This is a genomic window from Archangium minus (assembly GCF_044360475.1).
GTDB classification, from domain to species: Bacteria; Myxococcota; Myxococcia; order Myxococcales; family Myxococcaceae; genus Archangium; species Archangium minus.
Genome location: NZ_CP043494.1, coordinates 11070594 through 11083716, shown reverse-complemented (window position 1 = coordinate 11083716; position 13123 = coordinate 11070594). Strand labels below are relative to the sequence as shown.

Annotated in this window: 8 protein-coding genes; 3 read left to right on the top strand and 5 right to left on the bottom strand. The window is 68.2% G+C overall.

Annotation, left to right across the window (positions count from 1 at the left end):
* Nucleotides 1-69: 69 nt before the first annotated feature.
* Nucleotides 70-1008, top strand: a complete 939-nt coding sequence (locus tag F0U60_RS45380) for a class I SAM-dependent methyltransferase (RefSeq protein ID WP_395825732.1) — start codon at nt 70-72, stop codon at nt 1006-1008.
* Here the strand turns inward: F0U60_RS45380 and F0U60_RS45375 are convergent.
* The 3 genes from F0U60_RS45375 to F0U60_RS45365 all read right to left on the bottom strand — a co-directional run bounded on the left by F0U60_RS45375 (nt 995) and on the right by F0U60_RS45365 (nt 7450).
* Nucleotides 995-5992, bottom strand: coding sequence for an ATP-binding protein (locus F0U60_RS45375; RefSeq protein ID WP_395809759.1), 4998 nt, complete (start codon nt 5990-5992; stop codon nt 995-997). The genes F0U60_RS45380 and F0U60_RS45375 overlap by 14 nt on opposite strands.
* 244 nt (nt 5993-6236) lie before the next feature.
* A complete protein-coding gene (locus tag F0U60_RS45370; RefSeq protein ID WP_395809757.1) occupies nt 6237-6971 on the bottom strand; it encodes a hypothetical protein in 735 nt (244 codons plus the stop codon).
* A 191-nt stretch (nt 6972-7162) separates the two neighbouring features.
* On the bottom strand, nt 7163-7450 hold the full coding sequence (locus F0U60_RS45365; protein WP_395809755.1) for a hypothetical protein: 288 nt from the start codon (nt 7448-7450) through the stop codon (nt 7163-7165).
* A 187-nt stretch (nt 7451-7637) separates the two neighbouring features.
* Here F0U60_RS45365 and F0U60_RS45360 point away from each other — a divergent pair, with 187 nt between their 5' ends.
* Entirely contained in the window at nt 7638-7811 is a 174-nt protein-coding gene (locus F0U60_RS45360) for a hypothetical protein (protein WP_395809753.1), read from the top strand.
* Nucleotides 7812-8111: 300 nt separating this feature from the next.
* Here the strand turns inward: F0U60_RS45360 and F0U60_RS45355 are convergent, their stop codons facing one another.
* Entirely contained in the window at nt 8112-9242 is a 1131-nt protein-coding gene (locus F0U60_RS45355) for an NADH:flavin oxidoreductase/NADH oxidase (RefSeq protein WP_395809751.1), read from the bottom strand.
* A 216-nt stretch (nt 9243-9458) separates the two neighbouring features.
* Between F0U60_RS45355 and F0U60_RS45350 the strand changes: the two genes are divergently transcribed.
* Entirely contained in the window at nt 9459-11486 is a 2028-nt protein-coding gene (locus tag F0U60_RS45350) for a methyl-accepting chemotaxis protein (protein WP_395809749.1), read from the top strand.
* Nucleotides 11487-11527: 41 nt separating this feature from the next.
* Here the strand turns inward: F0U60_RS45350 and F0U60_RS45345 are convergent, their stop codons facing one another.
* Nucleotides 11528-13030 carry a glycosyltransferase family 39 protein gene (locus tag F0U60_RS45345; RefSeq protein WP_395809747.1) on the bottom strand — a complete coding sequence of 501 codons (1503 nt, stop codon included), beginning with the start codon at nt 13028-13030 and terminating at the stop codon, nt 11528-11530.
* Nucleotides 13031-13123: the final 93 nt, after the last annotated feature.

The following is a 13123-nucleotide window of genomic DNA, read 5'->3' as shown; positions in this document are numbered from 1 at the left end:
TCGTCTTCAAGCGATGCTGCCCTCCCTGGCGATCTCAAAACGCTGCGCAACGCATTGGCCGCGCCCGTGATGGAGTGGGTGGACTGGAGCAATGCGCTCGAACGGGCGGTCTGCTGGCTGGATGACGTCCACTGGCAGATCTCTCGAGGTGATGATCTGCAGCTCGCGTTGGAGTCCCTGTTTCGGGGACTGACCCTGCTGCATCGCAAGTGGGACCGCGAGGAGTGGACCCGCTTCTGCCTGGAGATTGTCCGGACCCATCCTCTGCGTGAGGTCATCCACCAGTGCCCCTATACCCGGCATGGTTTCGAGAAGCCTCGGGGCTACGCAGGGGACGCGGTGCTCATCGATTACCTCTATGAGGAGCACCAGGGGCCCCTGTCGCCCATGGGACGGGACATCTACCACTTCCTGTGGAACCAGTCCGGCCCTCGGAGCGTCCGCGAGCGGCGGGAATTGCTGGCCCAGGAGATCGACGCCACCGCCGAGCGGGTGCACCAGCCCCGCATCCTCTCCGTGGCCTGCGGGCACCTGCGAGAGGCCGAGCACTCGCGCGCTGTCGCCGAGGGCCACGTGGGCGACTTCATCGCGTTCGATCAAGATCCAGACAGTCTGGAGGTGGTGGCCCAGCAGCACCCGAGCCACCTTGTCCGGCCTGTCTGTGGCACGGTGCGCTCCATCCTGATGGGCAAGACCTCGTTCCCGGAGATGGACCTGATCTACTCAGCGGGTCTGTACGACTACCTCTCCGAGGCCGTGGCCTCGCGCCTGACCCGGCTCCTCTTTGGCATGCTCCGCCCCGGTGGGCGCCTGCTGGTGGGCAACTTCGCCACCCGCACCCCGGATGCCGGGTACCTGGAGGCCTTCATGGACTGGTGGCTGCTCTACCGGGACGAGAACCAGGTGCGGGCCTTTGCCTCGGAGATCAACCCCGAGGAGATCGCCTCCGTGGAGCAGTTCCGCGACAGCGTGCAGAACGTCATCTACATGGTGCTCACGCGTCGCTAGCGCCGTTTCCGTTGCCGCCCCGAGGCTCCTCGGGGCCGCGGCGGGGCAGGGTGATGGTGAAGGTGGCGCCCTTGCCCGGGGCGCTCTCCACCTCGATGGTTCCGCCGAGTGCCTGGACGATCTCCCGGACAATCCACAGCCCGATGCCGAAGCCGCCGTAGTGGCGCACGGACACGGCGCGCTCGAAGCGCTCGAAGATGCGCGCCGCGTCCTCCTCGGCGATGCCGATGCCCTCGTCACGCACCCGCAGCCGGGCCTGGGTGGCGTCGCCCTCCAGGGTGATTTCAATGGGCCGGCCCGCGCCGTACTTCGTCGCGTTGGTGAGCAGGTTGAGCACCACCTGCTCCAACCGCATGGCATCCCAGTGGCCCACCATGCTGGGGGGCAGGGTGAGCCGCAGCTCGCACTCGGCCCGGGACAGCGCCTCGCGCGAGCGCTCCACGACCCCCCGCACCACCTGCGTCAGGTCCACGTCCTCGAGCTTGCCCAGCATCTGCCCCTGGGCGATGCGCGAGATGTCGAGCAGCTCGTTCACCAGCTTGCCCAGGCGCTGCGTCTGGAGGTTGGCTGACTCCAGCTTGGCGCCAAGCCGCTCTGGGGGCAGCCGCTCCATCCCCTGGCGCACCTGGTTCATCAGGCCCTGCAGGTGGAGCTGCAACGAGGTGAGGGGCGTCTTCAGCTCGTGCGCGGCGATGGAGAGGAAGTCGTCGCGACGCCGCACCGCCTCCTGCTCCTCGCGGTAGAGCCGGCCCCGCTCCTCGGAGAGCGCGGCCATCTGCTCGAAGCCCTCGGCGTTCTCCAGCGCGGCACCGGCCAGGATGCAGACGAAGGAGGCCAGGCGCTCCTCGTCCTCGCCGAAGAGCTCGCCCACTTGCCGATGGCTGACGCACACACACGCCACCGTCTTGCCGCGCACCTGGATAGGGGCGCACAGGAGCGAGCGTACGCCCAGCATCTCCATGCTCTCGCTCACCCCGCCGGGCATGCCCTGTCCCATCACCGCCGGGCGCCCCGTCTCCATGGCCCTGCCAATGGCGGTGCGGCCCACGCCCGCCGCGGCGAGCTGGTCCTCGGGGAGCATTGTCTCCGGGGTGAACACCACGCAGTGCTCCGCGCGCAGCAGCTCCATCATGGACTGGCGCACGCCCTCGAACACCGCCTCGCGGGTGAGGGCCGAGGCGATGCGGCGACCCGCGTCCAACACCCGGGGGAAGCGGTCCACCAGCGACAGGGTCCCCGGGTGCTCCGTCGGCCCTTCGCTCTCGCGGGGCTCGGTGCCCAGGTCCTGCTCCATCTCCTGAAGCTCGCGCGTGGCCTCCTCCTGCCAGGCGGAGGTTCCCGGCCAACCGAGCTCCTTGCCCACGCGGGCGAGCGCCTGGATAGTCTGGGCGCGCTCGTACCGCATCTTCAACTCCTCGGCGGCCTTCAGGCTCTGCTCCAGCCAGCGACGGGCTCGGCGCGGTTGGCCTGCCATGGCGGCCAGCAGTCCCCGCTCGCGCAGTGCGTGGGCGAGGTTGTTGCGGTAGCTGCGCGCCAGCGAGTGGGCACGTCGCGCCACCTTCTCCGCTCGCTTCATCCACTGCTCGCGTACCCCGGGGGCGAGCGGGGAGATGCTCTCGGCGTGCATGCGCAGCGCGGTGACCAGCCAGGGCACGATGGGCGCTACGTACTCCTGCCGCAGGTGGGCCTGCTCCACCAGCTTGTCGGCCTTCTCCAACATCGTCACCGCGCCCGCGGTGTCTCCCTCGCGCAGCCGGCGGAGCGCCTCGGCCAGCAGGGTGTTGGCGTGCGTCTGCGTGTCCTGGCCGGGGTTGGCCAGCGAGCCCTCCAGCAGGCTGTACGGGATGTGTCCTAGGGACGCCTTCGCCCAGACCTCCAGGGCCAGCCGCACCGCGTACTGGTCTCCGATGGCCAGCGCCGCCCCGTGCAGCCGCTGGGCGGACTCCAGCGCCTCCTTCAACCGGCCCAGCCGGTAGAGGGCCATGGCGTACTGGTAGTGGGCGTTGTTGACCTCCCACTGGTCTCCCGTGCGTTGCAGCAGCCGCACCGCCTCGCTGCACTTCTCAATGGACTCCTCGAAGCGGCCCGCGGCGTAGAGGCCCAGCCCGTAGAAGTGGAGCGATTGGCCCTGGCCCCAGATGTCCCCCAGCTCCCGGCGGATCGCGAGCGACTTCTCCGCGTAGGCGGTTGCCCGGCTGAACCATGGCACCATGGTGAGCATCGGGGCGTGCTCCGAATAGGCCTGGGCGAGCTCGAGGGTGGGTGGGTAGCGCTCGGCCGTGTTCACCTCGCGCAGGTGGGTCCAGAAGGTGGCGATGGGGCTGCCGAAGTACCAGCTGCTGTACGTCAGGCGGCTGTAGAAGTGCACGGCGAGCAGGTCCTCCTCGCCGTTCTCCAGCGAGCGCCGCCCTGTCAGCAGGTTTGGCATCAGCGTGTGTCCCGCCTGAACCATGAGCTCCCAGAGGGCGCCCATCGCGGCCGAGACGTTGGAGCGGGGGACCCACCGCCCCAACAACTTCAGGCCCTGCTTCAGTGCCGCGTCGGCCTCTTCCTTGTTGTAGAGCTTGAATGCCAGCTCGCCCAGCTTGGACCAGAGACGGGCCTGCTCCAGCCTGTCGCGGGCCAGTGACTGGGCCAGCTCGAATTGCTGCTGGGCGGCGTCGTAGCGGCCACGGAGCATCAACACGTCTCCCAACCCGGCGTAGATGCGGAAGCGGGTGCCCGCATCAGCCCGGGCCGCGCCGCGCTCGGCCATGCGGTAGTTGTTCTCCGCCGTCTCCAGGGCGAACTGCTGCCGCGCTCGCTCGGCGGCTACCAGGGCGTACGGGAGGGCCTGCGCGTGCTCTCCCGCCGCGTCGAAGTGGTAGGCGAGCTCAAAGGGGTCCACGGGCGGAGTGGCCGCGATGGAGCGCGCCGCCAGCCGGTGCAGCTCCCGGCGCTGCTCGGGCCGCAGCAGCCCCAGCAGGGCTTCGCGCAGCTTGTCGTGGACGAAGGTGTAGCGGCCGTTGTTGCCCTCCCACAGCATGTGTCGCCGCCGTGGCTCCATGAGCGCGCTGACGACCTGCTCGCGTGGCGTGTCCGACAGGGAGGCCACTCGCTCCAGGTCGAAGCTCTTGCCCAGCACCGCGCCCACGGACAACAGGCGCAGCGCCTCGGGCGGCAGCAGCTTCAACCGGCGCACCAGGAAGGAGGCCGCCTGGCGCGAGGAGCGCACGTGCGCCATGGCCTCGGGCTCCACCTGCCAGCCTCGTGGGCCTGGCACCAGCGCGCCGTCCTCCACCAGTCCGTGCAGCACCGCCGAGGCCATGAAGGGATTGCCCTCGGACAGGCGCCCCACCATCTCGGTGGCCTCGCGAGGCAGGGTGCCGGCCATGGACTCCAGCATCCGCACCACCTCTGTGGTGCCAAAGGCCGCCAGCCTCAGGTGGGCGTCTGGATGGAGCCGGCGCAGCACGTGCCCGGGCCCCACTTCCTCGGTGCGGAAGGACACGGCGATCATCACGTGCCCCACTGTGTCCCGGCGCGCCTGCTGCCAGTTCTCCAGGGCCCGGAGTGTTGGCTCATCCGCCCACTGGCAGTCCTCGAGCAGCACCACCGCTGGCTCCGACTCCGTACCCAGCGCGCCCAACAGCGTGGTGAGCGCCCAGATGCCGCGGCTCTCGCCCAGCGACTCGGGGCCCAGGCCCTGCTGCTGGGCGGGGCGTAGCACGGGCTGCAACTGGGGTAGGACCATACATACCGCCGCGGCCTGCTCCTCCAACCGCTCGCGCAGCAGCTCCGCCAACGCGGGCCGCTCCTTGGCCGCCGCGGCAATTCCTGAAGCCACATCCGTGAAGAGCTGGAAGGGCCGCTGCGCGGACTGGGCCACAGCCTGGCCCTGCAACAGCCAGGCACGGTGCTGGCGGGCGCGCGTGGCGAACTCCTCCAGCAGCCGGCTCTTGCCACCGCCGCTCTCGGCCTCCACCACCAGCAGCCGTCCCGGCTCGGAGCGCGAGCGCTCCAGCTCACGCTCCAGCAGCGCCAGCTCGTCATGGCGGCCCACGAAGGAGGGCTCGGTGAGGCTGTGGCGCATGTCGTGCGCGCCCGCCACCAGCTCGGGGTCCTGCTCGCCGCGGGCCAACGCCACCTCGATGGCGCCCAGGTCTTCGCGCGCGGACTCGGCGGACTGGTAGCGGTCCTGCGGGTCCGTCTGCAGCAGCCGTGCGATGACTTCCTCGAGGGCGCGGGGCACCTCGATGCCCGCGCTGCGCAGCCGGGGCCGCGCGGCCAGGTGCTGGCGCAGCACCTCTCCCACGGAGGCGCCATCGAAGGCCGGATGGCCGGCGAGTGTCTCGAAGAGGACGGCGCCCAGCGCGTACAGGTCCGAGGGGGCCTCCACCGGACGGTTGAGGAGCCCGGCCTGCTCAGGAGACAGGTAGCGCGCGGTGCCCACGGGCAGGTCGCGCAGGGACGGGTCCAACCGTTCACTGCGCGCCAGTCCGAAGTCCACCAGGGTGGCGCGAGTGAGGGTGGGGCGGCCTTCCACGATGATGTTGGAGGGCTTTACATCCCGGTGGATGATGCCGTGGGAGTGGGCCTCGGCGAGGGCGGCCAGCACACATTGGCCCACGATGAGGGCCTCGGGCACGGACAGGGTGCCACTGGTGAGCCGTTCCTGGAGCGACACCCCGGGGACGAGCGGCGTCACCAGGAAGAGCAGGTCCCCACCCGTCCCGAAGTGCAAGACGGGCACCAGGTAGGGGCTGCGCAAGGTGCGCAACACACTGGCCTCGTGCTCCAGCCGCTGTCGGGCGGTGGGCACAAGAGACACGGCGGAGGTCGTCTTGATGACAAGACGCGCTCCGGTGTGCAGGTCCACCCCGAGCCACGTGGTGATGCCACGGCCCTGCTTGATGCGCTGGGTGAGCTCGAAGCGGTTGCCCAGTCGCCTGCCAGGGTGCGCCCCTTCCAGAGAGGGTTCAGCCTGTTCGTAGCCCTCCGCCATCAATGCCCTCCCCCTCTGGTCGCACCACCTACGCATGGTGGGGTCGGCGCGTCATCGACAAGCTTGGGACCGCGGGGTGCGGTGCCAAGGGGGGCGAGGTGGCTACATGCGCCAGAGGGTAGGGTGCTTGAAATGGACAGGGGCCCTCGCTTGCGCATCCCCCCTGACAGGGTGAGAGGGGCCCGTGCCGTCGTCCGGAGAACAGGCGGGCAGACGTCGGACGGGCCCGGACGTCATGTGCCGCTCAGCGGGTGACGGTGTTGCTCACCACACGGTAGTAGCGGCCGTAGTTGGTGTCCGTCGTCGTGCCGTAAGCGTGGGTGTACACGAAGGACAGCTGGAGGTTGCTCGAGGGCGCCGAGGCCGACACGGGCGCCTCATAGGCCCAGTACTCCACACCGGAGGGCAGGGTGGCCACGTAGGTGGCGGTGGCGGTCTTCGTGGTGGCCCAGTTGTTGTCCGTGTACTTCACGGTGACGGTCTTCTGGGCACTGCGGTTCTTCACCAGGATGTTGCCGACCACAGCGGACTTCGTGGTGTCGCGCTGGCCGGTGGCGCCGCTGATGTCCGGGTAGGTGAGGAGCGCGTCGAACTGGTAGTCCGCGAGCCGGTAGTCCTGGCCGCCGTTGTTGTCCCAGTAGGTGGCGCTGTTCACCGTGTACGAGAGGGCGAAGCGCGTGGCGTTCGGCGTGGCGATGTCGAAGGACCACAGCTCCTTGCCGGCGGTGGAGGGGCCCACGTAGTTGGCGGCGGCATCCGTCCAGACGTTGTTGCCGGCGGTGTAGCGGACGGTCACCGTCTTCGCGTAGGCAATGTTCTGCACCTCGACGATGCCGCGCAGGTACAGCGTGCGGTAGCAGCCAGAGGTGGGCGGGCACTGCGAGCTGGTGACGTGCACCAGTTGGACCTCGCCGGCCGCCAGCGCGGTCGAGGCACCCAGCATCAGGCCGAGCACGGCCATCAATCCAACACCCTTCATCCTGTCGTCTCCTGTTGCCGTTCGCACCGGGGCATCCGGCGCGAGGGGCGCGCACGGTGCCGCTCCGACGCTTGGGTAGCAAGCGGGAGGGTGAAGGAGACGGAAGAAGGGAAGGGACCCGTGAGGTGGCCCGGGTCCCTTCTCGCGTCAGTACGCACTCCAGGAGACGAGCGTGTCACCCGGAGCGTGACTCACTGGTCGCCACTGAAGGTCCCGACGAGCTTGATGCTGCTCTTGCCCGTCTCGCTGCAGGTGGCGTCGAGGGTGACACTCCAGCTCGGTACATCCGAGTTCCAGGTGACGGTGCCCGTCCACGCGTAACATTTCTTCGTGAGATCCTGGGGGTTGTTGATGCTCAGACTCACTCGTGAGCTCGGCAGGGTGATGCGCTCCCCGGGGGCAATCTGGGAGCGCTGCACCACCATGTGAACGTAGTTGGACGTGCCGCACACCGTCGAAAGCCCGATGGGGTAGAACATTACGGTTAAATCGGCGCCGCTACACACCGGGAACACGCTGCAGAGGGCACCACCAGTCGGAGGGAGGATGGTGCTACCATTGACGTCGGTACCGTAGGAACTGCCGCTCATCGCCGGGGTGGTGAGATTCCAGCTGCACGTCGGCTTGCTGGTCCGGCAGCACCCGGCCGTGCCTGGAGGGCACTCAGTGGTGAAGCACCCCGCGGGGTTCGTCGCCGAGCCACTTGAGCAGGTGCTGGTGAGCACGGCGTCCGTTCCCGTCTTCGTGCAGGCCCAAAGCTTCGAACCCTCGCAGAACGAGGCACCCGGTGTGCACATGGGCGTGCCCCCAGAAGAACCCGGAGGACCCGCCGGACCTTGAGGACCTTGAGGTCCCGGGTCGCCCTTGGGACCGGCGGGACCCTGCGGGCCTCCGGCGGGACCCGCGGGGCCTTGAGGACCCATGGGCCCTTGGGGCCCTTCGATCTGTGTACATGCGCTCAGCAGCCCGCTCATCAGCAGCGTGGCCAGCGCCACGCGGATGCCTCTCTTCAATGCTCCTCCAGGTTGTTGTGGTGCGGGACCACACTATCTCGGCCACCGTCTCCGCCAATTTTGTGCTGATGGCGTTGAAGAAGACGGTGGCGCTGGAGGCGGCGGGGAGCGACTCCCGGGACGCGGGCTACCGCCGCTTCTGGCGCGACCGCTCCCGGTTCTGCAGCCAGAAGCCCGACTGGACGGGCCAGTCCGTGAAGTCGAGCGGATCCGCTCCCAGGGCGCGCCGAGCTTGCAGGGCCCACTGGGGATCGGCGAGCGCCTCACGAGCCAGCGCCACGAGGTCCGCCTTCCCCTCCGCGACGATCTCCTCCGCCTGCTTCGCGTCGGTGATGGCGCCCACCGCCATGGTGGCGAGCCCCGTCTCCTGGCGCACGCGCTCGGCGTAGCGCACCTGGTAGCCCGGGCCTCCCGGGCCGTTGTAGCGGTTGGCGACCCCTCCTGACGAGCAGTCGAGCACGTCGACGCCCCGGGCCTTGAGTTCTCGGGCGAAGACCACCGTGTCCTCGATCGTCCAGCCTCCCTCCACGCCATCAATCGCGGATACCCGGACGAAGACGGGCTTGTCCTGGGGCCACACCGCGCGGACGATCTCCACGAGCTCGAGCGGGAAGCGCATCCGGTTCTCCAGGCTGCCGCCATAACGGTCCGTGCGGTGGTTGGAGATGGGCGAGAGGAACTCGTTCAGCAGATAGCCATGCGCGAAGTGCAGCTCGACGATGTCGAAGCCTGCCCGCAGGGCCCGCTGCGCGGCCGAGCGCCAGGCGCCGCGAAGACGCTCGAGCCCCTGCTCCGTCAACGCCTCGGGCACGTGCCAGCCTTCCGCGTGCGGCAGGGCACTGGGCGCCACCGTGGTCCACGGGCCTTCTTTTTCCCCGCGCGCCGCCACGTCGGCCTGGGTCAGAGGACCATCTCCCTGCCATGGCCGCTGCGCCGAGGCCTTGCGCCCCGCGTGGGCGATTTGAATCGCGGGCACCGCGCCCTGCTTCTTGAGCAGGGTGGCGATACGGGCGAGCGCCGCCTCCTGCTCATCGTTCCACAGGCCCACGTCCCCGTGGGTGATTCGCCCCTCGGGCGCGACGCCCGTGGCCTCCACGAACACGATGCCGAACCCGCCCAGCGCGAAGCGGCCCAGGTGGGTGAGGTGGTAGTCGTTCGCGACCCCGTCCACCGCCGAGTACTGGCACATGGGAGAGACAACGGTGCGGTTGCGTGCCCTCACGCTGCGCAAAGTGATGGGTTCGAAGAGTTTCGACATGGATGAAGGGCTCCATCGCGGCACGCCATGAGCGGCCGGGTCTTGAGAAGTTGGACCGGCGACGGATGCGCGAGGACCCGAAGCGTTTCGAGCCGGGCGCCTGCCTCCTCTCCAGGTCTCTACCCAGCATTCCAGGTGGGCGAGGAGCCAGCCCGGCCCTGACTCATCTGGCGTACCAAAGACAACCACGTGCCCCATGCGCTACTTCCGGGCTGGATGAGCCAAGAAACTTCCACCACCCTGAGATTCACCAAGAGCCTGGCGGCGAAGCTCCTCGTTGCACTGTGCAGTGTCATCAGTATCGCGCTCGGCGTTCTCGTTCTCGTCGTCAACCAGCAGTCCTCACGTGTCGCCGAGGAGCAGGCGGGTCGGCTTGCCCTGCAGATCGCCGAGCACCATGCGCAGCTCGTCACCGCGGAGCTCAACGCGGCGCTCGTCCCCGTCCGGACGCTCGGGCAGGTGTTCGCGGCCCAGAAGGTCGCCGGTCTGACCGATCGTCGCCTCGCCGACGCGTCGCTGCGGAAGGTGCTCGAGGAGAATCCCAAGCTCATCGATGTCTGGACGGCCTGGGAGCCGAACGCATTCGACGGGCTCGATGCGAAATACGTGAACACGCCCGGCACGGATGCCACCGGACGCTACATCCCGTATTGGAACCGGGGTGACGGAAGCATCAGACTGGAGCCACTGGTCGATTACGAGAAGGAAGGCGGCGCGGGCGACTACTACTTCCTCCCCCTGAGGAGCGGTAACGAGACGATGGTCAACCCCGTCGCCTATACCGTGGCCGGCAAGTCGATGATGCTCACGGGGATCGCCGTGCCCATCCAGGTTGAGGGCAGGGCCGTCGGAGTCATCGGAGCCGATCTCTCGCTCGAGCAGATTCAGAAGCAGGTGTCGGCGCTCACCCCCTTCGACACGGGGTACGCGGTGCTCGTCTCCAATGATGGCACGTTCGTCACGCACCCGTCCGCGGAGCGGCGCGGGAAGCCACTCGGCACCTCTCCCGCCGAGGCGCTGGTGAAGACCGCTCTTTCGAAGAACAGCGTGTTCTCCGCACGTGTCCACTCGGAGGTGCTCGGCAGCGAGGCGATCGAGGTGGTGGTTCCGATCCGTGTGGGGAAGACCGTGACGCCCTGGGCGCTCGCCGTCTTCGCCCCCCTGGACAAGGTGCTCGCGCCGGCTCACGCGCTGAGACAATTCACGCTCGTTCTCGGAGCGCTCTCTCTCCTCGCGCTCGGCCTCGCCGTCCTCATCGTGATCCGCCGTGTCACGAAGCCGCTCGAGACGATCTCCTCCGTCGCCACCCGCATCGCGGACGGCGATCTGACCGTTGCTCTCGACCTCCGGTCCGAGGATGAGATTGGCATTCTCGCCGATGCGTTCCGTTCGATGCGCGACCGACTGGCGCAGGTGATTGGCGAGGTCCGCGACGGCGCGGCGGCGCTCTCTTCGGCCGCATCGCAGGTATCGACGACGTCCCAGTCCCTCGCGAGTAGCACGAGCGAGCAGGCCGCCACCTTCGAGGAGATAACGACCAGCCTCGAGTCCATGAGCAGCTCTATCGTCAAGAACGCCGAGAGCAGCCGCCGGGTGGAGGCGATTGCGTACAAGGGCGCAGTCGAGGCCGAGGAGAGCAGCCGGGCGGTGGCCGAGACGGTGGAGGCGATGAAGCAGATCGCCTCGCGCATCTCCGTCATCGAGGAGATCGCCTATCAGACGAACCTCCTCGCGCTGAATGCCTCCATCGAAGCGGCGCGGGCGGGGGTGCAAGGAAAGGGCTTCGCGGTCGTCGCGTCCGAGGTCCGCAAGCTCGCGGAGGGAAGCCAGAGCGCCGCGAAGCAGATCGTCACGGTCGCGTCGAACAGTGTGACGATTGCCGAGAAGTCGAGCCAACGGTTGCGCGAGCTCGTCCCGGCGATTGGCACGACGTCGCAGCTGGTGAAGGACGTTGCCGCCTCCTCGAGCGAGCAGTCGGCGAGCGTCGGCCAGATCAACAAGGCGATGAGCGATTTGAACGATGTGACGCAGCGGAACGCGGCGTCGGCCGAGGAGCTGTCGAGCACCGCCGAAGAGATGGCGGCGCAGGCGCAGAGCCTGTTGCGAATGGTGAGCTTCTTCCGCCTGGAAGCGGCCCCTGTCCGCCACCTGGAGCGCTTGCGTTCCGACTCCGTTGAGCGCATGCCTTACTCCATGCCTCGGGCTCGTGGGAACGCGGCGATGAGCGCGTCTCTGCCCGACTGATGCCCGGTACGGCGATGCCTCTGTCCTCGTCCTTCGAGCACTCAGGGTCTTGGCCAGAGCTTGACCCAATCGTCCTGGATAAGCTTGCCACTCATACGATCGGTACTTCCGCTCGCCATGAAGTCGCGGGGACCGTGCAGGGCGAGCGTCCCGGCCTCAAGCCACAGGAGCAGCAGGGCGCATGAGGCGAGCACCGGAAGTCTCCCGGTCAGGGCGGGGCGGCTGGAGACGAAGGCCTTCGCGGGCAGGAGGATGAGCGGCACCAGCACCGGGAAGAGGACCAGCATTCCGCGCGTGTACCCGAAGAAGGCCAGGGTGATGAGCGCGCGGTGCAGCAGCACCAGGGTGAACAGGCTGAAGGTCCGGTAGGGCGCGAGCAACGAGAGCCCCGCGCCGAGGAGGAGCAGCAGCGTGAGCGGCCACTTCAGCCAGGTGCTCTCCGGGACGAAGACATCCACCGGCGCGCGGGCTCCTTGGAGCCCCCCGGGCAGGTTGGAGACGCCGAACCCCAGGCTCAGGCCGTCCTGCCAACGTCCCAGCTTGGCGGCCAGCAGGCGGGCTGCATCGGCGGGATGCTCGCTCATCCACCGCAGACCTTCCTCATAGCCGTGCAGCAGCAAGTGGCGTTGGGCCGGATTCGCCGCGTCCAGCCGGCCATCCTGTCCGAGCCGGTTGATCAGCTCTGGCGTGAACCCGCCCGTCGCTCCCGCGTGGTTGGCCATCGCGAAGTTGATAGGGCCATAGACGGTGACCGGAGCCAGCACGGGCAGCGGCTCGAGTCCCGGCGTCCGCGCGTTGAGCTCCTGGAGCACTCGCGCGTTGTGGAGCGCCCACGGTGCCAGCACCACCAGGGACACGCCCACCGCCCCCGCCCAACGCACCAGCCGGGCGCGCAATGGGGCCTGTCGGTCTCGGTAGAGCCAGGCATAGAGGAGCAGGAAGGGCCAGAGATGCAGGTGCTCGGCGCGGGTCAGTGCACCCAGCCCCATCACTCCTCCCAGGAGCACCGCGCCCTTCCATGACAGCCCGCTCCGGTGCTCAAGCATCAGCCAGCACGTGGCCGACAGGAAAAATACGTAGAGCACCTCGTTGCTGTACGTCGTCGAGAGCACCAGCCAGCCGAAGCTGGCCGAGAAGAGCACCGCGCCCAACAGGCTCCACCCCTCCCCGAGCACCCGGCGCCACCACCACCAGGTGAAGGCCACCGTGGCCGAGTTCAGCAGCGCCAGGCTCAGCTTGTAGGGATGGGCGCTGCCTCGTGGCTCCCCCAGCAGTTGGTACAGCAACCCAAGACTCCAGGGAAACAACGGCGGATGGTACGGGAGCGACGCCTGCGCGGGCCGCCCTCGGGCCCAGTCGAGGGCCTGGGTGTGAAAGAAGCGGGAGTCTCCATAGAAGAAGATGGAGAACGGCCAGTGGCGATCCATCGACGCCTCGAGGAATAGCAGCCGCAGCACGAGGCTCAGCAGGAACGTCCCGAGGACCCCCACTGCCACGGGGTTCCGCCTCAGGAATCCAGGAATGCTGAAGAATGGCAGCCGCATGAATCCTCTTTGAGTCTTCATTTTATATTTCTTATAGCGCTCTGGAAAACGCACCTCTGACAAGGCAGGATTCACGGGCAGTACGGATCTCTC

Bases quoted from the DNA above. Each gene is read 5' to 3' on its own strand.
- F0U60_RS45345 (WP_395809747.1), bottom strand. From the start codon at position 13,030: ATGCGGCTGCCATTCTTCAGCATTCCTGGATTCCTGAGGCGGAACCCC.
- F0U60_RS45365 (WP_395809755.1), bottom strand. From the start codon at position 7,450: ATGTTCTACCCCATCGGGCTTTCGACGGTGTGCGGCACGTCCAACTAC.
- F0U60_RS45380 (WP_395825732.1), top strand. From the start codon at position 70: ATGGAGTGGGTGGACTGGAGCAATGCGCTCGAACGGGCGGTCTGCTGG.
- F0U60_RS45350 (WP_395809749.1), top strand. From the start codon at position 9,459: ATGAGCCAAGAAACTTCCACCACCCTGAGATTCACCAAGAGCCTGGCG.
- F0U60_RS45375 (WP_395809759.1), bottom strand. From the start codon at position 5,992: ATGGCGGAGGGCTACGAACAGGCTGAACCCTCTCTGGAAGGGGCGCAC.
- F0U60_RS45355 (WP_395809751.1), bottom strand. From the start codon at position 9,242: ATGTCGAAACTCTTCGAACCCATCACTTTGCGCAGCGTGAGGGCACGC.
- F0U60_RS45370 (WP_395809757.1), bottom strand. From the start codon at position 6,971: ATGAAGGGTGTTGGATTGATGGCCGTGCTCGGCCTGATGCTGGGTGCC.